At 59.5% G+C, this 24663-nt stretch carries 20 protein-coding genes, 1 tRNA gene, 1 pseudogene and 1 riboswitch; of the genes and pseudogenes, 9 read left to right on the forward strand and 13 right to left on the reverse strand.

Annotation, left to right across the window (positions count from 1 at the left end; translation table 11 throughout):
• Nucleotides 1-27: 27 nt before the first annotated feature.
• The 4 genes from CLU84_RS20095 to radA all read right to left on the reverse strand — a co-directional run bounded on the left by CLU84_RS20095 (nt 28) and on the right by radA (nt 3351).
• Nucleotides 28-237 carry a zinc-finger domain-containing protein gene (locus CLU84_RS20095; protein WP_099739735.1) on the reverse strand — a complete coding sequence of 70 codons (210 nt, stop codon included), beginning with the start codon at nt 235-237 and terminating at the stop codon, nt 28-30.
• Between the two features lie 74 nt (nt 238-311).
• Nucleotides 312-1250: a branched-chain amino acid transaminase gene (locus tag CLU84_RS20100; protein ID WP_099739737.1), complete on the reverse strand. Its 939-nt coding sequence runs from the start codon at nt 1248-1250 to the stop codon at nt 312-314.
• Between the two features lie 90 nt (nt 1251-1340).
• Nucleotides 1341-1784, reverse strand: coding sequence for a glycerate kinase (locus CLU84_RS20105; RefSeq protein ID WP_099739739.1), 444 nt, complete (start codon nt 1782-1784; stop codon nt 1341-1343).
• 181 nt (nt 1785-1965) lie between these two features.
• A complete protein-coding gene (gene radA, locus CLU84_RS20110; RefSeq protein ID WP_099739741.1) occupies nt 1966-3351 on the reverse strand; it encodes a DNA repair protein RadA in 1386 nt (461 codons plus the stop codon).
• 179 nt (nt 3352-3530) lie between these two features.
• Between radA and CLU84_RS20115 the strand changes: the two genes are divergently transcribed.
• A tRNA-Met gene (locus tag CLU84_RS20115) sits at nt 3531-3607 on the forward strand.
• A 167-nt stretch (nt 3608-3774) separates the two neighbouring features.
• On the opposite strand, the gene CLU84_RS20120 is transcribed toward CLU84_RS20115, so the two are convergent.
• Nucleotides 3775-5082, reverse strand: coding sequence for a Glu/Leu/Phe/Val dehydrogenase (locus tag CLU84_RS20120; RefSeq protein WP_099739743.1), 1308 nt, complete (start codon nt 5080-5082; stop codon nt 3775-3777).
• A 209-nt stretch (nt 5083-5291) separates the two neighbouring features.
• Here CLU84_RS20120 and CLU84_RS20125 point away from each other — a divergent pair, with 209 nt between their 5' ends.
• Complete coding sequence (locus tag CLU84_RS20125; RefSeq protein WP_099739745.1) at nt 5292-6215, forward strand: fumarylacetoacetate hydrolase family protein; 924 nt, start codon at nt 5292-5294, stop codon at nt 6213-6215.
• Nucleotides 6216-6419: 204 nt separating this feature from the next.
• Nucleotides 6420-6929 carry a nuclear transport factor 2 family protein gene (locus CLU84_RS20130; protein WP_233210319.1) on the forward strand — a complete coding sequence of 170 codons (510 nt, stop codon included), beginning with the start codon at nt 6420-6422 and terminating at the stop codon, nt 6927-6929.
• A gap of 27 nt (nt 6930-6956) precedes the next feature.
• On the opposite strand, the gene CLU84_RS20135 is transcribed toward CLU84_RS20130, so the two are convergent.
• Nucleotides 6957-8039 (reverse strand): PPK2 family polyphosphate kinase, encoded by a 1083-nt coding sequence (locus tag CLU84_RS20135; protein WP_099739746.1) that lies wholly within the window; start codon nt 8037-8039, stop codon nt 6957-6959.
• A 108-nt stretch (nt 8040-8147) separates the two neighbouring features.
• The gene (locus CLU84_RS20140) at nt 8148-9062 is read right to left on the reverse strand and encodes a LysR family transcriptional regulator (RefSeq protein ID WP_099739748.1); all 915 of its coding nucleotides are present in this window, start codon (nt 9060-9062) and stop codon (nt 8148-8150) included.
• Nucleotides 9063-9154: 92 nt separating this feature from the next.
• On the opposite strand from CLU84_RS20140, the gene CLU84_RS20145 reads away from it, so the two are divergent.
• Nucleotides 9155-9655 carry a PACE efflux transporter gene (locus CLU84_RS20145; protein WP_099739750.1) on the forward strand — a complete coding sequence of 167 codons (501 nt, stop codon included), beginning with the start codon at nt 9155-9157 and terminating at the stop codon, nt 9653-9655.
• Nucleotides 9656-9766: 111 nt separating this feature from the next.
• On the opposite strand, the gene gltS is transcribed toward CLU84_RS20145, so the two are convergent.
• On the reverse strand, nt 9767-11005 hold the full coding sequence (gltS, locus tag CLU84_RS20150) for a sodium/glutamate symporter (RefSeq protein WP_099739751.1): 1239 nt from the start codon (nt 11003-11005) through the stop codon (nt 9767-9769).
• Between the two features lie 407 nt (nt 11006-11412).
• Nucleotides 11413-11519, forward strand: a riboswitch (S-adenosyl-L-homocysteine riboswitch).
• A gap of 36 nt (nt 11520-11555) precedes the next feature.
• Between gltS and metH the strand changes: the two genes are divergently transcribed.
• On the forward strand, nt 11556-14309 hold the full coding sequence (metH, locus tag CLU84_RS20155) for a methionine synthase (protein WP_199173810.1): 2754 nt from the start codon (nt 11556-11558) through the stop codon (nt 14307-14309).
• Nucleotides 14310-14404: 95 nt separating this feature from the next.
• On the opposite strand, the gene cynS is transcribed toward metH, so the two are convergent.
• Nucleotides 14405-14848 (reverse strand): cyanase, encoded by a 444-nt coding sequence (gene cynS / locus CLU84_RS20160; RefSeq protein ID WP_099739755.1) that lies wholly within the window; start codon nt 14846-14848, stop codon nt 14405-14407.
• 178 nt (nt 14849-15026) lie between these two features.
• Here cynS and CLU84_RS20165 point away from each other — a divergent pair, with 178 nt between their 5' ends.
• On the forward strand, nt 15027-16259 hold the full coding sequence (locus CLU84_RS20165) for an ammonium transporter (RefSeq protein ID WP_099739757.1): 1233 nt from the start codon (nt 15027-15029) through the stop codon (nt 16257-16259).
• Nucleotides 16260-16308: 49 nt separating this feature from the next.
• On the forward strand, nt 16309-16647 hold the full coding sequence (locus tag CLU84_RS20170; protein WP_099739758.1) for a hypothetical protein: 339 nt from the start codon (nt 16309-16311) through the stop codon (nt 16645-16647).
• Between the two features lie 150 nt (nt 16648-16797).
• Here the strand turns inward: CLU84_RS20170 and CLU84_RS20175 are convergent, their stop codons facing one another.
• Nucleotides 16798-18177 (reverse strand): glycerophosphodiester phosphodiesterase family protein, encoded by a 1380-nt coding sequence (locus CLU84_RS20175; protein ID WP_099739760.1) that lies wholly within the window; start codon nt 18175-18177, stop codon nt 16798-16800.
• Nucleotides 18178-18298: 121 nt separating this feature from the next.
• Nucleotides 18299-19501 (reverse strand): tryptophan synthase subunit beta, encoded by a 1203-nt coding sequence (trpB, locus tag CLU84_RS20180; RefSeq protein WP_099739762.1) that lies wholly within the window; start codon nt 19499-19501, stop codon nt 18299-18301.
• A 186-nt stretch (nt 19502-19687) separates the two neighbouring features.
• On the opposite strand from trpB, the gene CLU84_RS20185 reads away from it, so the two are divergent.
• Both CLU84_RS20185 and CLU84_RS20190 read left to right on the forward strand, forming a co-directional pair.
• Nucleotides 19688-21175 (forward strand): DUF2868 domain-containing protein, encoded by a 1488-nt coding sequence (locus CLU84_RS20185; RefSeq protein WP_099739764.1) that lies wholly within the window; start codon nt 19688-19690, stop codon nt 21173-21175.
• A gap of 1 nt (nt 21176) precedes the next feature.
• Nucleotides 21177-22754, forward strand: a complete 1578-nt coding sequence (locus tag CLU84_RS20190) for a DUF3482 domain-containing protein (protein ID WP_099740077.1) — start codon at nt 21177-21179, stop codon at nt 22752-22754.
• Here CLU84_RS20190 and CLU84_RS20195 read toward each other — a convergent pair.
• On the reverse strand, nt 22729-23901 hold the full coding sequence (locus tag CLU84_RS20195; protein ID WP_099739766.1) for a cell wall metabolism sensor histidine kinase WalK: 1173 nt from the start codon (nt 23899-23901) through the stop codon (nt 22729-22731). The genes CLU84_RS20190 and CLU84_RS20195 overlap by 26 nt on opposite strands.
• Nucleotides 23886-24634: pseudogene (locus CLU84_RS20200) on the reverse strand (response regulator). The gene CLU84_RS20195 and the pseudogene CLU84_RS20200 overlap by 16 nt, the downstream one beginning before the upstream one ends.
• Nucleotides 24635-24663 lie beyond the last annotated feature (29 nt).

Below are 24663 nucleotides of genomic sequence, written 5' to 3' on the forward strand. Positions count from 1 at the left end.
GCCTCTTTTTATGTACAAGCATTGAACTCAATGCCCGCCCGCAAACACCTCGCCTGCCTTCAGGCGGTAGAGGGTGCCGCAGTAGGGGCACTTGGCTTCGCCGGTCTTGGCGACATCCAGATAGACCTTGGGGTGGCTGTTCCACAGCTTCATGTCGGCTTTGGGACTGGGGCAGAACACGCCTCCTTGGGCGTTCAGGTCTTTGGCGGCCAGTTCGACGACGGCGTTCGTGGTCATTTCTCGTATCTTTCTCGTGATTTTCAATGATGCCTATCCCTGACACTGGCGACGCCACCCAGGGATAGTGATTGTCACACCTTGGTGAGCCAGTGTGAATATTTTGGGTTTCGGCCGTTGACGATGTCAAAGTAGGCCGCTTGAATCTTTTCGGTAATCGGGCCGCGTTGACCGGCACCGATCTGGATGCGGTCCACCTCGCGGATGGGCGTCACTTCGGCGGCGGTGCCGGTGAAGAACAACTCGTCCGAGATATACAGCTCGTCGCGGGTGATGCGCTTTTGCACCACCTCCAGGCCCAGGTCCTTGCAGATATGGAGCACGGTGTTGCGGGTGATGCCGTTGAGCGCGCCGGCCGAGAGGTCAGGGGTGTAGACCACGCCATCCTTGATCACAAAGATGTTCTCGCCCGAGCCTTCGGACACAAAGCCCGATGCATCCAGCAGGATGGCTTCGTCGTAGCCATCGTCCAGTGCCTCGGTGTTGGCCAGGATGGAATTGGTGTAGTTGCTCACCGCCTTGGCCTGGCTCATGGTGATGTTCACATGGTGGCGGGTGTAGCTGGAGATCTTGGTGCGGATGCCGCGCTGCATGCCCTCTTCACCCAGATAGGCACCCCAGGCCCAGGCTGCGACCATCAGGTGGATGGTATTGCCCTTGGGGCTGACGCCCAGCTTGCGGTCGCCAATCCAGGTCAGAGGGCGCAGATAGCAGGACTTCAGTGCGTTGGCCTTGACTACATCAACCTGCGCCTGATTCACCTGCTCATGGGTGAATGGGATCTGCATGCGCAGAATCTTGGCGCTGTTGAACAGTCGCTTGGTGTGATCTTCAAGGCGGAAGATGGCCGAGCCCTGCTCCGTCTCGTAGGCGCGCACGCCTTCAAAGGCGCCGCAGCCGTAGTGCAGGGTATGGGTCAGCACATGGATTTTTGCGTCGCGCCAGTCCACCAGCTGGCCATCCATCCAGATTTTGCCGTCGCGGTCGGACATCGAGGGAACAACAGGGCTCATATAACCATCCTCTAATGGGCTGTCAGTGGTCGCCGCCGCGGTTTGAGCGGCTGGCGCCTGTCTCCTGAAGCAACCATTCTAGAGCGAGGTTTACGTCGGCGTCTGGGTGCTTGTATCAGGTGCGTCCTGGGCTGCATCATCCGTTTGCTGAGGGCGCTGCAGCTCCCACTTCATCAGGCGACCATTGACAAATTCGCAGGTCACGGATGAGTTGGTGCCGTCGGTCCAGCGATAGATTTCAGGCGACTGGCCTTCTTCGGACAGTCTCTGGCCCAGCGAACGCGTCATGGCAATCACATGCACCAGCGCGACCTTGGGCCTGAGCTTGACGTTGAGCATCACGGCGCTGCCCACATAGCCAATGGGTCGGTCTGAGGCCTTCTTCATGATGGACATCAGGCGTGTGAAGTGCAGCAGCCCCCACATGATGATGCCGCCTGCCACGGCTGCAACGCCGGGCCAGCTGGCGGACTGATAGGCCGCGATCATCAGCACGATCAAGCCAATGGGAACCAAAATATTGCGCAAATTCATGGGCTTATTGTCTTACGAGGGGGCGGTCCGGCGCTTGCGGACAGTGCGTATGCCCGTGCGACTTGGTCAATTCAAAGAGTTGTTAAAAACAATAGCTGTTAGCGCTATTGAATGAAGCATTTCAAGTAATTTATAGGTTGATTTGTATGAAGAACAAATGCAAGCAGCTATCAAAACAATATTAACCAATGCCCCGCACGATGTTCATGGCTTCGTCCACGCGCTCTACGGGATGAATGGTCAGGCCGGGTATGGGCTTCTTGGGTGTATTGGCCTTGGGGACAATGGCGACAGTGAATCCTAACTTTGCAGCTTCCTTTAAGCGCTCCTGCCCGCGTGGGGCGGGGCGTACTTCGCCAGCCAGACCGACTTCGCCAAAGGCGATGAACCCTTTGGGTAGTGCCTTGCCGCGCAAACTAGAAGTGATTGCCAACATCACGGCCAAGTCAGCTGCAGGCTCATTAATGCGAACACCACCCACGGCATTGACGAACACATCCTGATCGGCACAGGCTACGCCCGCATGGCGGTTCAGCACGGCCAGCAGCATGGCCAGTCGGTCCTTGTCCAAACCCACAGACAGCCTGCGGGCCTGCGGGCCGCCTTGGTCGACCAGTGCCTGAATCTCTACCAGCAATGGGCGTGTGCCTTCCAGCGTCACCATCACGCAGCTGCCGGGCACGGGCTCGCTGTGTTGGCTTAAAAAGATGGCGCTGGGATTGGTCACGCCCTTGAGGCCTTTTTCCGTCATGGCGAAGACGCCAATCTCGTTGACGGCGCCAAAGCGGTTCTTGATGGCGCGCACCAAGCGGAAATTGCTGTGCGTGTCGCCCTCAAAGTACAGCACCGTGTCCACCATGTGTTCCAGCACGCGGGGGCCGGCCAGCGCGCCGTCCTTGGTTACGTGGCCCACCAGAATGATGGTGATACCCGTGGTCTTGGCCGCACGCGTCAAGTGCGCTGCACATTCGCGCACTTGAGCAACAGAGCCGGGGGCGGAGGAGAGCTGGTCCGAATACACCGTCTGAATCGAGTCGATCACCACCACGGCGGGCTGGGTGGCTTCTACGGTCGCCAGAATTTTTTCCAGCTGAATCTCGGCCAGCACATTGACCTGGCTGTTATCCAGCCCCAGCCGACGCGATCGCAGCGCCACCTGTGCGCCGCTTTCCTCGCCCGTCACGTACAGCGTGGGCAGGCCAATGCGGTGCAAGGCATCCATGGCCTGCAAAAGAAGTGTGGACTTACCTATTCCCGGATCTCCGCCAATCAAGACCACGCCACCTTCGACCACGCCGCCGCCCAGCACGCGGTCCAGCTCCTCAATGCCGCTGGGGGTGCGGGCAACATCTTGCGCCTCGATGGCCGACAGCGGGGTGACCGGCTGGGCATTGGCCAGACCGGCATAGCCTTGAGGCTGGCTCAGCCGGTTCTTGCCGCCCGAGGCCGATTCGGCCACGGTCTCGATCAGCGTGTTCCAGGCCCCGCAGCTGGGGCATTTTCCCAGCCAGCGCGGGCTGGTGCCGCCGCAGGCATTGCAGGTGAAAGTGGTTTTCTCTTTGGCCATGGGCGGCAACTATACCGATAGCCTTGCGCCCCAATTGCCAGCCTGCACTGATAAGCGGGCGACAAATTAAAGAGCAAATAACCATGAAAGAAGAAGATTTTTATAACTTCTTTGCATGAGGCTAGTATTTGCGCTACAATTCACTCATCGACACAGACACTGTGTTGCGAAAAAATTACCGCGCGATGGAGCAGTCTGGTAGCTCGTTGGGCTCATAACCCAAAGGTCGGAGGTTCAAATCCTTCTCGCGCAACCATCAAAAAAGCCTTCTGGAAACAGAAGGCTTTTTTCGTTGTGGCGGTGAAAAGCCACCACAACCTAATCCAGAGATACCGAGGAAGCGCCGCCGCGCACCGAGGGTGTCGTCCCCCTCCGGAGCGAAGCTCCAGAGAGGGGGAAGCGGCGAAGCCGCTCAGGGGGAGCTTACGGATACAGTCCGCGCATCTCACGGGCGTGGAGGATGCGCTTGCAGGCCACGATGAAGGTGGCGGTGCGCAGCGACACCTTGTTTTCCTGCGCCACGGCCCAGACGCCGGCAAAGGCTTCTTGCATGATGCGCACCAGGCGGGCGTTGATCTCGTCTTCGCTCCAGAAGAAGCTGGAGAAATCCTGCACCCACTCAAAGTAGCTCACGGTCACGCCGCCGGCGTTGGCAATAACGTCGGGCAGCACTAGCACGCCCTTGCCAGTCAGGATGTCGTCGGCCTCGGGAGTGGTGGGGCCGTTGGCACCTTCGATCACCAGCTTGGCCTTGATCTGGTCTGCGTTGTCCTTGGTGATCTGGCTTTCCAGTGCCGCAGGGATCAGGATTTCGCAATCCACGCCCCAGAAGGCCTGGTTGTCTATGCTTTCGCCACCGCTGAAGCCGCCCACGCCGCCGTTCTTCTGCACATGCTCCAGCAGTGCATTCACATCAAAGCCTGCTGCGTTGTAGATGCTGCCGGTGTGATCCTGCACGGCCACCACCTTGGCACCTGCCTCGGCAAACAGCTTGCCGGCGGTACCGCCCACATTGCCAAAGCCTTGCACGGCTACGCGTGCGCCTTGAATGGTCAGGCCGCTGAGCTTGGCGGCTTCAATACCCACGGTAAAGACGCCGCGGCCTGTGGCTTCCACACGGCCCAGCGAGCCACCCAAGTCCACTGGCTTACCCGTGACCACGCCGGTTGCCGTAGCGCCGGTGTTCATGGAATAGGTGTCCATCATCCAGGCCATGATCTGACCGTTGGTGTTCACGTCAGGAGCCGGAATGTCCTTGGATGGGCCAATCAGCAGGCCGATTTCGCTGGTGTAGCGGCGCGTCAGGCGCTCCAGTTCGCCTTTGGACAAGGTGCGCGGATCAACACGGATACCGCCCTTGGCACCGCCGTAAGGCACGTTGACCGCCGCGTTCTTGATGCTCATCCAGGCCGACAGCGCCATTACTTCCGACAGCGTCACATCCTGGTGAAAGCGCACGCCGCCCTTGCCGGGTCCGCGGCTCAGGTTGTGCTGCACGCGGTAGCCTTCAAAGTGGGCGATGGTGCCGTTGTCCATCTCGATGGGCACGTCCACGATCAGAATGCGCTTGGGGCGCTTGAGTGTTTCCACCCAGCGGGCCAGCGAACCGAGATAGGGAGTGACCCGATCTACCTGCTGAAGGTAGTTACCCCAGGGGCCGATATGGTCGGAGTTGAGGTAAGAGGGCAGAGCGTGCGCCGAGAGGGACGCGGAAGAGTCTTTGGCTTGCATGGTGAATGCCTAGTTGACTGAATGTGAGCAAGTACTTTGTAAGTCCTTGCTATCTGGGACTTCAAGTGTGCGCGTGGCGGGTTTTTCTGTCCAAGGCTTGATGTGAACTGCTCTATGCGTTTTATGCATAACCACGTAAAAGGTCAGAGTACTCGGCCTAAAGTGCTGGATTTACGACATGGAAATACGAAATTTGCCATCATCCCTTCATGTCTGAAAACAAAGATAGCCATAGCGGCTGGAACGGCCCCGCGCCATTTGCCAACACCCCGCCTATCGGGCTTGCACCTGAATTGCAGGCGCAAGAAGACGTGCTGCCTGGCTGGAATACGCTGTGGCCCGATCTGCCCGAAGACAGCTATGCGGCGGCCGATGCGCTGTGGTGGTCGCGCAAGCTGGGCACGCCGCAGGCGCTGGGCGCTGATGTGGCGCCGCTGATGGCTGATGAGTCTGATGCCCGCGCCGTGCAAAGCGCACTGGCCCGCACCTGGGGCTGGTGGCCTGCTGACCGCGCACCGCGCTACTGGAAGTCCGGCGGCCCCAGCCGCGCTGCTGCGCTGCTGCATGTGCCCCTGCCCGAGAACGGCATTCACCAAGGCGTGGCGCTGGCACCTGTGCCACAAGCCGTCTTCAATCTGCGCGGCGCCGAGGCAGAAATCGCCCTGCGCATTGGTCAGGACATCAGTGCCGAGCAGGCCGCCGCACTCGATTACGACAGTGCACTGGCGCTGGTGGATGGCGTGACCGTCGCTGTGGAATGGGTCGATGTGCGCTGGCGCGATGGCCTCAAAGCCCCGGCGCTGGCCTTGCTGGCAGACGGCCAGTGCCACGGCGGGCTGGCGCTGGGCGAGTGGCTGCCTGCATCCACCATCACCGGGCGTGACTGGGCCAAGCAGCTTTGCACCGTGAGCGTGAATGACGGCGAGCCGCAGCGCTTTACCGGCACGCACAGTCTGGGCGACCCCGCCTGGCTGCTGCTGGACTGGCTGCAGCATGTGGCGCGCGAATACGGTAGCGTGCCCGCTGGCACGGTGGTGACCACGGGTACCTGGTGCGGCTGCATGCCACTCAACGCAGGTGACCGTTTTGAGATGCAGTTTGAAGGTCTGGGACAGCTGGGCTGGCAGTTTTAAAAAGCAGCGCTAAGTGCTTTCTAAAAACTCCTGATTTAATAGCTGCAAGCGCTTGTATTTATTGGTGATAGGCCTGTTTGTTTTAAAAAAATAGCAGCCATACTGTGACTACTGCTCCTTTTTGAAAAGCAGGTAATTCCGGGGGCGTGAACGGGCCAAAGAACTCTCCAATTGGGCGCTTGATCGTCAAAGGGAGTTCAAAAAGTGAGCGACACCGCAATCGCTGCATTGCAGCAAAGACTGGAGCTGGCCGAGGCACGCCTGGAAATCATGGATCTGGAGGCTGAATACGCCAGGGCCTGGGATTCGGGTGATGCAGCGGGCTGGGCGGCAGTCTTTACGGAAGACGGCGTTTTTGACCTAGCCGCAGTAGGCCAGGGGCCGCGACTGGTTCACACGGGCCGCGAGGAACTACAGGCCTTTTGCACGCAGGTGGACGCGTTCTACAAAGGCCTGCACTTCATGCATCTGCCGCGTCTGCAGATTGATGGCGACACGGCGCAGGCGCGCGTGCATTTCCAGTGGCAGGGCCTTTTTAACGCGTCGGCCCAATACTTTGGCCAGCGCATTGTGCTGGGTTACTACGATGTGCGCTATCAGCGTGTGCAGGGCTGCTGGCTGATGAAGCATAGGTTGGAAAAAGCCGTCAGCGGCGTGACGACCGAGCACTACGACGTGTATCAGTCCGCCAGTCTGGCGCAGGGCCAGTCCTGACGGCCATGAGCCGCAGTCGCGGCAGGCTTACTTCACCTTGATCTTATCCAGCGCAGGCGCACCGGGCGGGTACTTCAGGTCCAGATTGCCCAGCACCTCACTCAGCATGGTGGCAATCATCAGGTTGCGGTGCGTTTTTGAATCGGCGGGCACGATGGTCCACGGTGCCCAGGGCGTGTGTGTGGCGGCCAGCAGCTGCTCGTAGGCCTGCTGGTAGTCATCCCACTGGGCGCGCACTTTCAAGTCATTTTCATCAAACTTCCAGTGCTTGCACGGGTCATCCAGCCGCTCCTGAAGCCGCTGGCGCTGCTCGTCTTTGCTGATGTGCAGCATGAACTTGAGGATGATGGTCCCCGTCTCGCTGAGCATGCGCTCGAAGTCGTTGATCTGGGCGTAGCGCTGCGCCTGCTGCTCGGGTGTGATGAAGCGGTTGACCACGGGCACCAGGACATCTTCGTATTGGCTGCGGTTGAAGACCACCACCTCCCCCGCACCAGGCACCAGCTGGTGAATGCGCCACAGATAGTCGTGCGCCTTTTCCACCTCGGTCGGCGCTTTCCAGCCCACGGTGCGCACGCCCAGCGGCGTCATCTGGCCGAACACGCCGCGCAGTGTGCCGTCCTTACCTGCTGCGTCCATGCCTTGCAAAATGACCAGTAGTTTGAAGCTGCGGTCGGCATAAAAAATGTTCTGCAGACCATCTAGCTCCGTGGCCAGCTGAGCGGCAGTGTCCTTGTCGTGCTGCTTGCCTTTATTGGCGGAAAAAGGTTTGGCGGCAGGGTCAAACTTTTGCAGATTGACAGGCGCAGGCGGGGGCTCTGCGGAGAGGCGACTGTCGCACGGCTCGCCCGGTTGCCATTGCTGCCAGAGCTTGCGCAGCGCCTTGTTCTGAATCTCGAACGGATAGACGCTGTGTGCCGTCGGTGCTACGACCGGCGCTGCTGCCGAAGCTTTTGTCGGCACTTCTGCTGCGGGCTTGGGCGGCGCTTTGCGGGCTGATTGAGCGGCTGGTTTTTTGACGGCAGGCGCTGCAGGTGCGGCGGTCTTGCCTGCGTCTACAGATTCACGGGTAGGAAAGGGCAGGCTGGGCTTAGAGGGCTGACGGGGCATACGAAAAACTCCTGTTCAGTTCGGGTTGATGCTATGAAATATCTAGCTGTAAGCGCTTAAATATTCAGTGCTAAAGCCATTTTTGCCTGTAAACCGGTTCTGTCCATGTCAGTCTTTCCCTGCTTCGCGTTCGCGCAACAGCTGCACAAAACGTCGCGCGGCAAGGCCTTGTGTGCGCTCTTTGGACCAGACCCAGTCTACAAACAAGGTCGTGCCGTTGCTGATGTTCTGCACCGGTATTTCCATCAGCGCACCGGCGTTGATATGTGCCTCTATCAGCCCCTTGGGCAACCAGCCCCATGCCATGCCCGCTCCGATGAGTGAAAGTGCGGCCTGGTGGCTGTCGGTACGCCACAACTGGCGGGCAAATACAAAGCGTGGGTCGGTCTGTTGCGGGTCGCGGCTGGCGACCAGAACCTGGCGCGTGGCGGCCAGTTGCTCTACCGACAGGCGCGCCTGCGGGCCATGCTCGCCCAGTGCCTGCTGCCAGGGGGCGAATTGGGGCGACATCACGGCCACCAGCGTCTCGCGTCCCATTTCCTGAAAGCCCTCGCGGCCATCCATGGCCGGGCGCTCAAACACCAGCGCCAAGTGGGCGCGGCCTGCGTGCAGCAGCTCCAGCGCATCGGTCTGCGGGGCGGCCAGCACCTCGATAGCAAGGGCCGGAAATTCCTGCACCAATTGGTTCAGCGGCTCGCTCCAATGCGTGGCCAGTAGCTCTGGCGCAATGGCCAGCGTCAGCCGCTCCTCAAGCCCCGCATGCAGGGCTTGTGCCTGCCAGTTCAGCAGCTGCAATTGTTCGGCCAGCAGGCGGGCCTGCGGCTCCAGCGCGCGGGCGGCAGCGGTGGGCACAGGCTCGCGGCCACGGCGGTCAAACAGTTGCAGGTCCAGCTCGGCCTCCAGCTGGGCAATGGCCATGCTGATGGCGGATGGAACGCGCCCCAGCTTGCGGGCAGCGGCGGAAAACGAGCCCTCATCAAGCACGGCAAGAAACAGGGGAACCTGATCGGCGGCGAAGGGCATGGAGGTATCTGTCAGAAAAATTGAAAGGAGATGACTTTTATCTTCAGTTTTCAGAACATACACTGCAGTCCATGTCTCAACAAGCCTCCGCGATGGCATCCGCTTCTTCTTCTGCCGCTCACCCTGTTCATTCTTCTTCGGCTGCGCCCCGCAAGGCCACCGGCCTGCAAGGCGCCAAGCGCCGTATCATCTATGTGTCTCTGTACGAGGCGATTGCCATCGCCGTCTCCAGTCTGATCTTTATTGCCATAGGCCAGAAGGCCAGCGACTCCGGCATCATGGCCGTGGCCGCATCGGTGATTGCGATCTGCTGGAACCTGAGCTTCAACCACCTGTTTGAAAAGTGGGAAGCGCGCCAGACTGTCAAGGGCCGCTCCGTGCTGCGCCGAGTAGTGCATGCCATCGGCTTTGAGGGCGGTATTGCCGCCATGCTGATCCCGCTGATGGCCTGGTGGTTCAACATCACGCTGTGGGAAGCAGCTGTGATGGAAGCCGGCCTGCTGGTGTTCTTCATGGTCTACACCTTCGCCTTCAACTGGGCGTTTGACCGCTTGTTTGGTCTGCCCGCATCAGCACAGGCACTGACACAGTAAATTTGTATTAAATCGGCCTCTGGCGCTTGTCTATAAAGCGCAAGCAGCTATAAAAAAAGCGTGTTCCCGGTTTGCGAGAACACGCTTTTTTGTGGGCGAAGCCCAGGGCTATCAGCGCAGCAGGCTGAGCATGCCCTGCAGCAGGAAGGCGTTGATGATGTCGATAAAGAACGCGCCGACCAGCGGCACGATCAGGAAAGCCTTGTGCGATGGACCGTACTGATTGGTAATGGCCTGCATATTGGCCACAGCCGTGGGTGTAGCACCCATGCCAAAGCCGCAGTGGCCGGCGGCCAGCACAGCTGCGTCGTAGTTCTTGCCCATGACGCGGAAGGTCACGAAGACCGCATACAGCGCCATGACGACGGTTTGCGCGGCCAGAATAATCATCAGTGGGCCAGCCAGATCGGTCAGCTCCCACAGCTTGAGCGAGAGCAGGGCAATGGCCAGGTAGATGGACAGGGCGGCGTTGCCGAATACGTCGATGGCGCGGTCAAAGACCTTGAAGCCGAAGACGTAGTCCAGCACATTGCGGATAAGCACGCCACTGCCCAGTGCCCAGACAAAAGTGGGCAACTGAACGGCCGTGCCTTTGGTCAGACCGGTCATGAACTCGGCAAAGGCCAGGCAGGCGGCAAACAGGGCCAGTGTTTCCACAGCTGCGTCGGCCGTAATCAGGCGCGGAGCGTTGCTGGGGGATTCGAAATTGGCAACCTCGCTGCCTTCGCTCACGGTGGGGGATGCATCGCGCAACTGCTCGGACTCGGTCAGCGGCTGGGCCAGCTGGTTGCGGGTGATGAGGCGCTTGGCCAGTGGGCCGCCCAGCAGGCCGCCAATGACCAGGCCAAAGGTGGCGCAGGCAATACCCAACGTGGTGGCGCCGGTCAGGCCGTACTGGTTCTCCAGTACCGAACCCCATGCACCGGCTGTGCCGTGGCCGCCCACCAGCGTGATGGAGCCTGCGACCAGACCAATCAGCGGATCAAGCCCCAGCAGCGAAGCCAGACCCACGCCGACGATGTTCTGCATCGATATGAAGACAGCAATCACACCCAAAAAGATGAACAGACCCGAGCCGCCTTCGCGCAGCTTGCTGAAGTTGGCGCTCAGGCCAATGGATGAGAAAAACACCAGCATGAAGGCCGATTGCAGACCGCCCTCAAAACTCAGAGACAGGCCCGTGAACTCGTGCAGAGCAAAAATGGTGGCCGCCACAAGCAGGCCGCCAGATACGGGCTCTGGGATGTTGAAGTCACGCAGGAAGCGGATGTGCCGTGTCATGAGCTTGCCAAGCAGCAGGACCAGCACGGCCATGATGAGTGTGTAGTACGCGCCGAAGGTCACGTTCATAAAAATCTCCAGAGAATTTCACGCGGCGACTGGGTGAGCTGCCTGAGCGGCGGGCGCAAACGTCTGTGCGTGGGTGAGCACGATGGACAGCATCACTTGAAGGTGATGGTGCCAAGGTCTCCAAAATACGGACTGTCGGTACTTGTCCCGTCATGGCGACAGCAGGGCCGCGAATGGAGTCGCCGGAGCCAGTTGGAACGTCGTGCGCGTCGCATACGGGCGCGCACCATGCCCGAAATATGCTTGAAATGAGATGTCTGCATTCGTGGTTGACGAAATCACCTTATGCCCGCTTGATTTTTCCGAGGCCAAATGCTCACATCTGGTATAGCAGTGTGTGACAAGACAAGGCGAAGCAGCCTGCTTTGGAGTCACGATTCAGCGCCTCGCTTTAGAATGACGGGCTTCGCCCCGAGGAGCGCTGCAGCTTGTCATCTTCATGCATGACCTGTCAGGCTCGGGGCCGCAGATCCTGCATGCGATCTGCCCGTATGTGCAACGGCGCTCACCTGTTTTCGATTCTGTTTCTGGTTTTCTCACAGGTGAGCTGATGTCTGCTGCTGTCCCCGCTACTGGTGTTTCTTCCGTGCCCCCCATGCGCCTTTCGGGCCTGGAACCCGTCTTCATTGGCGACGACACGCTGTTCGTCAATGTGGGCGAGCGCACCAACGTCACCGGCTCCAAAGCCTTTGCGCGCCTGATCCTGAACGAGCAGTACGAAGAAGCGCTTGCGGTTGCCCGTCAGCAGGTGGAAAACGGTGCTCAGGTCATCGATGTGAACATGGACGAGGCCATGCTGGACAGCAAGGCCGCCATGGTGCGTTTTCTGAACCTGATCGCCTCTGAGCCGGATATCGCCCGCGTGCCCATCATGGTGGACAGCTCCAAGTGGGAAGTGATTGAAGCCGGTCTGCGCTGCATCCAGGGCAAGGGCATCGTCAACTCCATCTCTATGAAGGAAGGCGTTGACGAGTTCAAGAAGCACGCCAAGCTGGTCAAACGCTACGGCGCCGCTGCCGTGGTGATGGCGTTTGACGAAAAAGGCCAGGCCGACACTTTTGCCCGCAAGATCGAAATTTGCGAGCGTGCTTATCGCATCCTGGTGGACGAGGTGGGCTTCCCGCCCGAGGACATCATCTTCGACCCCAACATCTTTGCTGTGGCCACCGGCATTGAAGAGCACAACAACTACGGCGTGGACTTCATCGAAGCCACGCGCTGGATCAAGCAGAACCTGCCGGGTGCCAAAGTGAGTGGCGGCGTGTCCAACGTGTCCTTCTCCTTCCGTGGCAACGACCCGGTGCGCGAGGCCATCCACACCGTGTTCCTGTACCACGCGATTGCTGCGGGCATGGACATGGGCATCGTCAACGCCGGCATGGTGGGGGTGTACGACGACCTCGAGCCAACGCTTCGTGAGCGCGTGGAAGATGTGGTGCTGAACCGCCGCCCAGACGCCGGTGAGCGCTTGGTTGAAGTGGCCGACAGCGCCAAGAGTGGCGCCAAGGATGAGAGCAAGAAGCTTGAATGGCGTGGCACGCCTGATGCTCCGAAGACGGTGGGCGAGCGCTTGTCGCATGCACTGGTGCATGGCATTACCGACTTCATTACCGAAGACACAGAAGAGGCGTATCAGCAGCTCGTGGTGCAAGGTGGCGGTCGCCCGTTGCACGTGATTGAAGGCCCGCTGATGGATGGCATGAACGTGGTGGGCGACCTGTTTGGTGCAGGCAAGATGTTCCTGCCGCAGGTGGTCAAATCGGCCCGCGTGATGAAGCAGGCCGTGGCTCACCTGGTGCCCTATATCGAGGAAGAAAAGCGCCAGCAAGAAGCGGCGGGCCTGGACGTGACCAGCCGCGGCAAGATCGTGATCGCCACCGTCAAGGGCGACGTGCACGACATCGGCAAGAACATCGTCACTGTGGTGCTGCAGTGCAATAACTTCGAAGTCATCAACATGGGCGTGATGGTGCCTTGCCACGAAATTCTGGCGCGTGCCAAGGCCGAGGGCGCAGACATCATCGGTTTGTCGGGGCTGATCACCCCCAGCCTGGAAGAGATGCAGTACGTGGCCGGCGAGATGCACAAGGACGACTACTTCCGCATCAAGAAGATTCCGCTGCTGATCGGTGGCGCCACCTGCTCGCGCGTGCACACGGCCGTGAAGATCGCGCCCAAGTACGAAGGCCCGGTGCTCTACGTGCCCGATGCCTCGCGTTCGGTCAGCGTGGCGCAGAGTCTGCTGGGCGAGAACAAGGACGCCTATCTGCAGGAGGTGGAGGCTGACTACGACAAGGTACGCACTCAGCATGCCAACAAAAAGAAAACACCGCTGTGGACGCTGGCGCAAATCCGCGCCAATGCCACCGTGGTCAACCACGCACCCGTGGCGCCGCGCACCATGGGCCGCCGCGTGTTCAAGAACTTTGACCTGGCCGAGATCGCTCAGTACATCGACTGGGGCCCGTTCTTCCAGACCTGGGATCTGGCAGGCGCTTACCCCGCCATCCTCGACGATGAAATCGTGGGTGAGCAAGCGCGCAATGTGCAAGCCGATGCCAAGGCCATGCTCAAGAAAATCATCAAAGGCCGCTGGCTGCAGGCCAATGGCGTGATGGGCTTGTTCCCCGCCAACCGCGTGGGCGACGACATTGAGTTCTACACCGACGAGTCGCGCAGCGAAGTGCTAATGACCTGGTACGGCATGCGCCAGCAGACCGAAAAGCAGATGGTGGATGGCGTGATGCGCCCCAGCCGTTGCCTGAGCGATTTTGTCGCCACCAAGGAATCAGGCATCAAAGACTACGCCGGCATGTTTGCCGTGACCGCCGGCATTGGTGCCGAGAAGAAGGACAAGGAATTTGAAGCCGCGCTGGACGACTACAGCGGCATCATGTTCAAGGCCCTGGCTGACCGCCTGGCCGAAGCCTTTGCCGAATGCCTGCACCAGCGCGTGCGCAAGGATTTGTGGGGGTACGCCGAAGATGAAACCCTCAGCAACGAGGAACTCATCAAAGAGCAGTACAAGGGCATTCGCCCGGCTCCCGGCTACCCCGCATGTCCCGACCACACGGCCAAGATCGATCTGTTCAAGGCGCTGCAGGCCGACGACATTGGCATGACGCTGACCGAGAGTCTGGCGATGAACCCTGCATCGAGTGTGAGCGGCTTCTACATCGGCAACCCTGAAGCGGTGTACTTCAACGTGGGCCAGATTGGCGAAGACCAGTTGGCCGACATGGCCGAGCGCCGCGGCATGGATATTGAGGAACTGCGCCGCTTCCTGGCGCCCAATCTGGGCTAAGGCCACATTGGCTTCCTTCAAAGGCCGTGCATGCATGGCCTTTTTGTTTGACGCTTGTAGTCAGCCCCAAAGCCGTGGCGCTGAGCTAAAGCCGCTCAAGAGGACTTGTAGGGCAGGAATTTGCCTGAAAGCAGCACTTGCACGCGGTCGCCATTGGCATGGGGTTCGCGCTGTATGTCCATGCTGAAATCGATGGCGCTCATGATGCCGTCGCCGAATTCTTCGTGAATCAGTTCCTTGATGGTGCTGCCGTAAACGCTGACGATTTCATACCAGCGATAGATCAATGGATCGGTGGGCACGGCGGTTGGCAAGGAGCCCTTGTAAGGCACGACCTGAAGCCATCGCGTCTCTTCCTCGGTGAGCGAAAAAATACCGGCCAGCGTGGCCGCCTGCGCTGCATTGAACGTCATCTGGCCCAGGCAGCCTGCGGTGACCCACTCCTTGCTCAGGCCTACGGCCTTGGCAATGTCCTCCCATTTCAGGCCTTGATTCACTTTGGTGTCAATGATTTTCTCGGTAACGTCGTTGCGATTCATAAAAGTCTCCTCAGACAGTGGAATCTGTGAGTGACAGGCGCGGCACGCGAATCGTGCCTGCCGTCACCAGCCAGACAAATGAATGCAAGAACCGGGCCTGTAGTAGTGTGGCTTCGTTACTCTTTGGCACAAAAGCTGCTTACCTCCTGTCAAAACTACTGACCGAGGGAGGGAGTGCATGGAAATGGTGCCGTTTTCTGCCATCGACAAGGCAGACACAGCGTGGGTGATGATTTCTGCAGCCCTGGTGCTGTTGATGACGCTGCCGGGGATTGCGCTTTTCTACGCGGGGCTGGTGCGCCGCAAGAATGTGGTCAATACCCTGGCAGCGGTCTTTGCCGTAGCCTGCATCGTGACGCTGACCTGGTTCGCATTGGGCTACTCGCTGGCCTTCTCTGCAGACTCTCCGTGGCTGGGCAATCTAAGCCGCGCCTGGTTCTCTTCGCTGCATTACGACGGCAAGCGAAGCATGCTCTCCGTCAGCCATCTGGCGCCGCATTTGCCAGAGGCAGCCTATGCGCTGTTTCAGGCCGCCTTTGCCATCATCACCACCTGTCTGATTGTGGGTGCCGTGGTGGAGCGCATGCGTTTTGCCGCGTTGCTGGTGTTTGCCGCGCTGTGGAGTGTGGTGGTCTATGCCCCTGTCGCCCACTGGGTGTGGGAGGGTGGCGGCTGGTTGAACCAACTTGGTGCACTTGATTTTGCTGGGGGCGCTGTGGTGCATGTGAATGCTGGTGTGGCGGCCTTGGTCTGCGCCACCATGCTGGGGCGCAGACGTGGTTATGGAACCGAGGCTTTTGAGCCGCATAGCCTGGGCTGGACAGCCATTGGTACTGCGCTGCTGCTGTTTGGCTGGTTTGGCTTTAACGCGGGCTCTGCCCTTTCTGCCGATGGGCGTGCGGCACTGGCTTTTGTAGTCACTTTAGTGGCCGCCGCTGCGGGTGGCCTGGCATGGATGCTGATGGAGTGGGTGGTGCGAGGAGCCCCCACGTTGCTGGGGCTGCTGTCGGGTCTGATTGGCGGTCTGGTGGCCATTACGCCAGCTGCGGGTTTCGTGCAAGTAGGTAGCGCTGCCTTGATGGGTTTGATTGCTGGCGTGGTCTGCTTTTGGGGCGCGACCTGGCTTAAGCGCCGTCTGGGTGCCGATGATTCGCTGGACGTGTTTGGTGTGCATGGTGTGGGCGGTATCGTCGGGTCGGTGCTGACCGCCGTGTTTGCTGATCCAGTGATCGCAGGCACCAGCCCCACCGTGCTCAATCAGCTGGTCGCCGTATTGGCCGTCGCTGCCTACAGCGCGATGGGAACGGCCGTCTTGTTGTTTTTGATTCGCCTGGTCATGCCACTGCGGGTGGATTCTGTACAGGAAATGGAAGGGCTGGACATCAGCCTGCATCTGGAGCGTCAGCACTGAAACAGCTGTACGCGCGCTTTGCTTGAGTCAAACGTCAGGAGGTGCTTGTATGGAGGACAGCGAACGGCTGGCAATAGCCGCCCATCTGCATGTGGTTTTGCGCCGCAAGACGGGGAGGGTGACAGATACCGAATGGATGGCTGGCAATCAGCTCTATGCGCAGGCCATGGCGGATTTTGCGCTGGCGCATGCCCATGAAAAAGCCGACGAGGAATTGGCCAGACTGGCCCAGCGCTTGCAGGGCAGCTGGAGTAGTCCTGGAACGCCTAGGCGTGGTGGTACATCAAGCCCTGCTCCTGTGGCGGCAAGTGCCTCTGCACCCGCTCTTGCGCAGGAGCCGCAGATACTGCCGCGCAGCGCACCGCGCTATGTCGGAGGGTTGCGCTGAGAAAGCGCAGGCCGAAAGGCGGATGCAATGCCGGCTATGGTGGGGCAGGTGCAAGAAAAAACCCAAGGCACCGAAGTGCCTTGGGCGTTGGGCCGCGGTGCTTGATGCGCCGCGCAAGAGTGCAGGAAAAAAGTGGCCAGGGATACCGGCTTACTTTTTCAGCTCTTTTTCATAAGCCTCACGCGCTTTGATGCCTGTGGCGGTGAAATCGGTGAAGACACCATCAATGCCCAGGCGGAAGTAGGCGAGGAATTCCTGCACCGGATCGCCCTTGTAAATGCCTGCCAGGCGCGCCGCTTCATCACGGAAGGTAAAGCTGTGCACCACCAGTCCCGCCTTGTGCGCATTGGCAATCAGGCCAGTGTCTTTCAGCGTATTCACATCCTTTAGGCTTGCACCGGCAAGGTATGGCACGACAGAGTGGGCCAGCACCTGGGGCTTCCAGGGGCCAATGCCATCGGCATAGGTCTTGATCTCGGCCAGGCCGGGTGTGGTCAGCATGGCGCCAAAGGTGCGGGCGTCACCGGCCAATGTCCAGCTGTAAGGTCGGCCGCTGATGAAGGTCCATTCATCATTGGTGATGTAGACCATGGAGCCGTCCTGGAAGTTGATGTCATTGCCATCTACCAGCTGCACTCCCTTGGCCTTCATGCCGGCCTTGCGCAGGTATTTGAGGCTTTCCGGGTCAAAGCTCTGGATATAGATGGGGGCACTCTGGCTGTTGAGCTGGTTCTTCTCCAGTAGAGCCATCACGGCGTCCTCCAGAGGGTGTGAGCCGGGCAATCCACAGCCATTGGCAATGGCTTGCTGGTTGTTCCAGTATGGGTTCTTGGTCTCTGCGTAAACGGGAATTGTGCGCTTGAGTTCTTTGCTCTTGGCGGCCGCAATATCCAGCACATCCTGCGCGCTGATCAGGGGCAGCTTGCCATTCAGGTCCGTGGGTCTGTCTTTGGCGTTGTCCAGAATCTTGCCCGCCAGCAGGGTCTTGAGCTCGTTGAGTGAGAAGTCGCTGACGGACCAGTCGCCCGTATGGTCTTCACCATCGACAACCAAGGGCTTGAGCACCGAACGCGGGTCGTTGAGGTCAATTTGGTCACTCAGATACTTGGCGGGACCGTTGGCGACTGTGGGCGGGTACTTCACACTCACCAGCACGCCGGGTGTGGTGCGCTTGAGGGCAGCTACCGCGGCATTGGCCTTGGCGACTTCCTCCACATTGGTGCTGTCGCTTAGCCACGCGTTGTGGCGCGCCACCAGCTGGCAGTCCCGCGTGAGGTGCATGTCCAGCTCCAGCATGTCGGCACCGGCATCGGCAGCCTTTTCATAGGCCATGCGTGTCTGCTCTGGATACAGGCCGGAGTAGCCCCGGTGCGCAATCACCTGGGGTGGTTTGCCGTCCAGCGTCAGGTATTTGGGAATGATTTCCAGCGGGGGGCCGTCACCCCCGCCGCCACATGCGCTGAGTGTCAGGGCCAGTATCACAGCGGTACTCAGCGAAGACAGGCGAAACAGGATGTGAGATGCATGCATAGGTAGATGGTTTGAAGAAGCGGGATGGTGGTCGTGATGCTCACCAGTCGCTGTGTCAGTGATATGACGCATGGAGCCAGAGATGCATGCAATGGCATGCATCTCTGGGCTTTGCTGCGGCTTACAGACCTAGTTTCTTGGCCACGTAATCGGCGTCCTTGTCGCCGCGGCCTGAGAGGTTGACCAGGATGTGCTGGTCCTTGCCCAGCTTGGGGGCTTCGCGTATGGCCCAGGCCACGGCGTGCGCACTTTCCAGTGCTGGGATGATTCCTTCCACGCGCGACAACGTCATGAAGGCATCCAGGCATTCCTGATCGTTCACGGACTGGTAGTCCACGCGGCCGATATCCTTGAGATAGCTGTGCTGCGGACCCACGCCAGGGTAGTCCAGACCCGAGGCAATGCTGTGCACGGCAGCGGGCGTGCCATCGCCGTTTTCCAGTACATAGCACTTCATGCCGTGAATCTCGCCAGGTTTGCCCATGGTGAGGGTGGCGGCATGGCGGCCGGGTTTGTCCACGCCTTCGCCGGCAGGCTCCACGCCGACCAGATGCACGGCTTCATCCTTGAGGAAGGCCGTGAAGATGCCCATGGCGTTGCTACCGCCGCCTACGCAGGCCGCCACATGGTCGGGGAGCTTGTCATGTTTGTGCTGGAACTGCTCGCGTGCCTCGCGCCCGACGATGGACTGGAAGTCGCGCACCATCATGGGGAACGGGTGGGGACCAACCACGGAGCCAATGGCGTAGATGGTGTTGACGGGGTCTTGCAGATAGACCTCAAAGGCGCTGTCCACCGCCTCCTTGAGTGTTGCTGCGCCGCGCGTCACAGGCACCAGGGTGCAGCCTAGAATGCGCATCTTGGTGACGTTGGGATGCTCCTTTTCGATATCCACCTGGCCCATGTGAATCTCGCAGGGAATGCCCACCAGCGCGCAGGCCGTGGCAAGTGCCACACCATGCTGTCCAGCGCCGGTTTCGGCAATGACTTTTTTCTTGCCCATGAACTTGGCCAGCAGTGCCTCACCCAGGCAGTGGTTGATCTTGTGCGCGCCGGTGTGATTCAGGTCTTCACGCTTGAGATGAATCTGTGCGCCGCGCAGTTGGTCGGACAGGCGCTTGGCGTGAAAGATGGGGCTGGGGCGGCCCACATAGTCGGCAAACAGCGATGCCAGCTCATCCTGAAAATCTTTGCGCTTGACGATCTCTTCGTAGGCCGCAGAAATTTCATCCATGCACTTCTTTAGATCGGGCGGGACCAGCTGGCCGCCATAAGGGCCGAAGAAGCCGTTGGCATCAGGCATGGCCTGTGGATTGAGGGTCATGGCTTGTTTCCTTGTGTGTTTTGCAGCAAAGCAGCATTCATAGCACACAGTGGGCCAAACGTACGTTCAGGCAAGCCCGAATGGAGTCTCAATGAAATAGGCCTGCAGCCCTTTCTTGAAAAGCGCTTACAGCTATTGTTTTTATATTTTTAGAGCCAATATCTTGGGCTGAAACACAATAGAGACATGAAAGCCAGCTCTGCCCGCGACATTGTTTTTGCCCACGCTCTGGAAACTGCAGCTCCGCACGAAGCGCTGCCCACGCCAGAGCGTTGTACCGCTATCACCCAGGAATGCCTGCACGCCCAAGGCAATGCCAAAGGCAGTGGTCGCGCCGCCTTTGAGCGTTTTTTACATGAGCGTGCCAAACGCGTGATTGCCGCGGCGCAGCTGCCTGCCGATATCCGCGCAGTGGCACTGCAGGGTGCAGGTGTTTCGAGTTGGATGGTGCTGGCCGTTTTGCTGGGTGCGTTTGCACTGGGCTTTACCGGCCATGCGATTATGGATCCGCATCGTGTGGACCTGCTCTCGCCGTCGTTAATCGGCATTGTTGTGTGGAATGTGCTGGTCTATGTGCTGCTGTTGGTGAACTGGGTGCGCAGCCTTATCAAGCGCAGAAAAACGGTGGTGATGCCGCTTGAGCCCATGAAGGGCCAGACCACACAGGCAGAGCAGGCTACGGCCGCGCCCAGTGGCTGGCTGCAGAAATTGCAAGCCAGAAAATGGAGTGTTTCGCGCGGGACAGGGCTGCGAAAAATGGCGCTGAATTTTGAGCGCAACTGGTGGCAGATCAATCAGCGACCACGCCATGCGCAATGGGCTTTAACCATCCATCTGGGCGCGGCCATGTTGGCGCTAGGCGCGCTGTCATCGCTGTGGCTGACAGGGCTGACCAACGCCTATCAGGTGGGCTGGGAAAGTACGTTTCTCTCGCCATCCGCAGTGCAGACCTGCCTGAATATTCTGTTTGCACCCCTGCAGCATCTGCTTGGTACAGCGCCTTGGACTCTGGACGAAATCACGGCGCTGCAAGGCTGGGCGACAGATGGCAAGCCTGAGTTTGCGGCGGGCATCAGCCAGTTTCTTGAGCAGCCCACGGTGGGCCAGCGCTGGGTGCAGCTCTACAGCCTGCTGCTGGGTCTGATGGTGATTGCGCCGCGCCTTGTGCTGGCGCTGTGGCAGGGCATCAAGGTCTGGTGGCTGAACCAGCATCTGGCTCTGCCGCTGCAGCAGTCCTATTTTCAGAAGCTGCAGCGCGACTGGGCGGGGCGTGCCACCGCCTTGCAAGTACAGCCCTATAGCCTGGATATCACGCCAGAGCGCGAGGCTGCTTTGCGCAGCCATGTCGCACAAAACTATGGTGCGGGTGCTCAGCTCACAGCGCTGCCCACGCTAGCTTATGGATCGCCTTTGCCCGATGCCTCGAATGGCAATGCTCAGCAAGTGCTGTTGTTGAACTTAGCGGCCACGCCTGAGGTGGAAATTCACGGCGCCCTGCTGGCGCAGGTACTTAACCTCTGGGGGCCGCAGACCGACGTCTGGCTGTGGGCTGCAGACTTTCGCACCCGCAACACGGGTGCCCCGGCGCGGGTGCAAGAGCGAGAGCAGCTGTGGAAAGAATTTGTGCGCAGCGCCGGCCTGAATGCCACCCTGGTGCCTGCTGCAGGAGCTTGAGATGACTGACGGCCATGATCTGGTTCTGGGTGACAACAGCATTCAGTGGTGCCTGCTTTCGCACACCAATATCGGAAAAACCACGCTGACGCGAACCTTGATGGCGGACGATGTGGGTGAGATTGCTGATGCAGCCCATGTGACCTGTCAATCCAAGCGTTACCTGTTGCAAAAAACGCAGCAAAACGATGAGCTCTGGCTGTGGGATACACCGGGCTTTGGTGATTCGGTCAGGCTGTACGAACGCCTGCGGCAGCAGGGCAATCCGCTGGGCTGGTTTCTCAGCAATGTCTGGGACCGCTGGCGTGACAAGCCGTTTTATCTAAGCCAGCGTGCATTGCTCGCAGCTCGCGACCATGCGGATGTGATGCTGTATGTCGTCAATGCTGCAGAAGACCCGGCGGATGCGGGTTACTGGAGTGCCGAGATGAATATTCTGGCTTGGCTGAACAAGCCGGTCATTGTGCTGCTCAATCAGGTTGGCAGCGACACTACGCAAGAGCAGACGCTGCGTGATTTGCAGCGATGGCAGAAGGCGACGCAAAGCTTTCAGACCGTGGTGCGCGATGTTTTGGTGCTGGATGCCTTTACGCGCAGCTGGTGGCATGAACGCAAGATGATGCAGAGCATCGCGCCGCTGTTGCCGCAGGCCAAACAAGCTGCCTATCAGCGCTTGCTCGATCAGCGTGCCCTGCAGCAACAGCAGCGCGAGCAGGCCAGTCTTGAGGTCATGGTCACCCAATTGCTGGCTGCGGCCCGCTTGAATGAACAACTGGAGCCTGAACAAAGGATGCTGCTGGAGCGTGCCTGGCAGAGCCTGAGTCAGCTCACCAGCAAGCTGGGGAAGACGGCTGCAGATGAAGACCGTTTGAGCGCGCCCGCCAAAGCGGCGGTGCAACGCTCGATACAGAATCTGCGCCAAGCCGATGTGCAGGCCACTCAGCGCCTGCTTGAGATTCATCAGCTTGATGGCCAAGCCGCCAGTCAGATACAGGAGCAGCTACGTAGCCAGCTGAAGATCAATACGCCCGTAGATGCACAGGCCGCAAGCCTGTGGGGGGCACTGACGGCAGGCGCCGCCACAGGGTTGGGGGCTGATTTGATGGCCGGGGGCTTGACGCTGGGCGCCGGTGCCTTGGTGGGCGCACTGGTCGGTGCCATCACTTTTGGTGGTGCAGCATGGGGTGCGAATAAGGTGTTCGATCAGGAAAAGCAGAGTTTTCAGCTCTCGGCCGACTATCTGAATGCCACGGTCAGTCAGGTGCTGCTCAAGTACCTGCTGGTTTCGCATTTTGGTCGTGGCCGGGGCCGTTACACCAGCCCGGCAGTGCCGCAGCAGTGGAGCGTTCTGACACAAGCCGTGGTTCAGTCACAGGCTGAACAATGGGCGGCAATCTGGACGCTGGCGTGTGATGAAGCAGGGGCTAAACCAGCGACAGAAGCGACAACCGAAACAGCGGCTGAACTGCATCGCGCCACGCATGATCTGTTGCAGCAAAGCTTGCAGCAGATCATGACCAAGCTCTACCCTATGCTGAGTGATGAGGATGCGTTTAAAGGCGAGGAAAGCGCACCGTAAAACGCGCTCCGCCGCGATCTGATATACCAGCACTGACATTGCCGCCTTGCGAGGTGACCAAGGCCTTAACGATGGAAAGGCCCAGTCCCGAACCTTCTCTGCGGCGCTTTCCCGGTGCCTGCGCAAAGCGCTGGAAGGGGTTGGCCTGCAGGTCTGCGTCAAGGCCAGGCCCGGCATCGCTGACGCCGAGTGTGACCCAGTGCCGACCTTGTTGATCGGGCTCGGCGTAGACCTGAATGCCCAGCCAGTGGCCGCTGCTGGCGTGGCGCAGCACATTGCCGATCAGGTTGGTGGTGATCTGGCGCAGCCGGTCTGCATCGGCGCGAATGTCCGTGCTGCCGTCGCCGTCCTGCATGGGCAGATCCAGCGACAACGCCATGTCGAATTTTTGCAGCTGCGGGTGCAGTTCTTCCACCACTTCTCCAACCAGCGTTGCTAGGTCAATGCGCTCTTTGCGCAGGGACAGCTGCCCTGCATCAGCCATGGAGAGGGTGTGCAGATCGCCCACCAGTCGGCCTAGATGCTCCACCTGGGCCAGCAGCATCTTCATCTCAGATTGGCTGGTGTCGATCACACCGTCGCAGATGGCATGCAGTCTTGCCTGCAGAACGGTCAGGGGGGTGCGTAGTTCGTGGGAGATAGATGCTGCCGTGGCCAGTCGTTCAGCTTCAAATGACTCCAGCGAATCGACCATGCCATTGAAGGCATCGATCATCTCTGCCATCTCACCATGGGCATTGCCTTTGACTGCGCGGTAGCCCAGCTCGCCACGCTTCACATGGGTGGCGACTTCGACCATGGAGGCGAGTGGGCTGGTGATGCGGCGCGAAATCCAGAATCCCATGGCCATGCCGAATGGCAGACTCACAGCAAGACCGATAACCAGAGACCATTTCTCTCCAAAAAGGCGGTCGCCTTCCCAGTATTCAGAATAGATTTGTAAGGCTCTGGGGCTGTCTTCCAGATCGTGAGACTTCAGTGTTTCCAGCTCGGCCTTGATGGGGCTTGGTAGTTGGCGGTAGAACTCGCGGTACTGCAGCTCAGAAAACGCCAGTACGCCAATGGCCAGAGAGGCAATGGCCAGCAGGACCGCAGCAGTGATCCACAGGCCAAAGCGAACCCAGATGCGGTTCAGTCCCAGGGCCATAGACGGTAACCAATGCCACGCACGGTTTCGATTAGGCCGTCCTGGCCAGCCAGTTGCAGCTTGCGCCGGAGCTTGGAGAGGTGAGAGTCGATAACCCGCTCCAGCGCATCGCTTTCAGGCAGGCAATTTTCAATCAGGTAAGAGCGTGAAAAGCAGCGGCGTGGCTGGGCGGCTAGGCAGGCCAGAAGGCGAAACTCTGTGAGTGTGAGTGACAGCGAAACAGGATTGCCTTGATCGTCATAAACAGCGGCGCTGTGGGCTTCGACATCAATTTCGATGGGGCCGACGCGGATGGGGGCTGCGACTGGCGCAGGCTTGGCCTGTGTACGGCGCAGCACGGCACGCACGCGTGCTACGACTTCGGGGGGGTGAAGGGCTTGACCACGTAGTCATCCGCCCCCATGCGCAGAGCCAGCAGCTTGTCCACATCGTCAGCCAGTGCGGTGACCATGATGACCGGCACATCGCCGTCGCTGCGGATCATCTTCAGCACATCTACGCCATCGACCTTGGGCAGGTGGATGTCGAGCAGCACCAGATCGGGGCGCAACTGGCGAAAGCTCTGCAGCGCTTCTTCCCCATCATGCGCCATGCGAATGCGCAGGCCGTCGCGTTCCAGATAAGCGCTGAGTACACCGGCGATATTTGGCTCATCCTCGACGACGAGAACCAGCGGTGTCGAAGTGGGCTGAGAAAAGCTTGTCATGGTTTTGTGTGCAGAAAAGTCATGCATCTAGCGGACCCACTGAAACTTGTTATCCA

Source organism: Comamonas sp. 26 (assembly GCF_002754475.1).
GTDB lineage: Bacteria > Pseudomonadota > Gammaproteobacteria > Burkholderiales > Burkholderiaceae_C > Comamonas.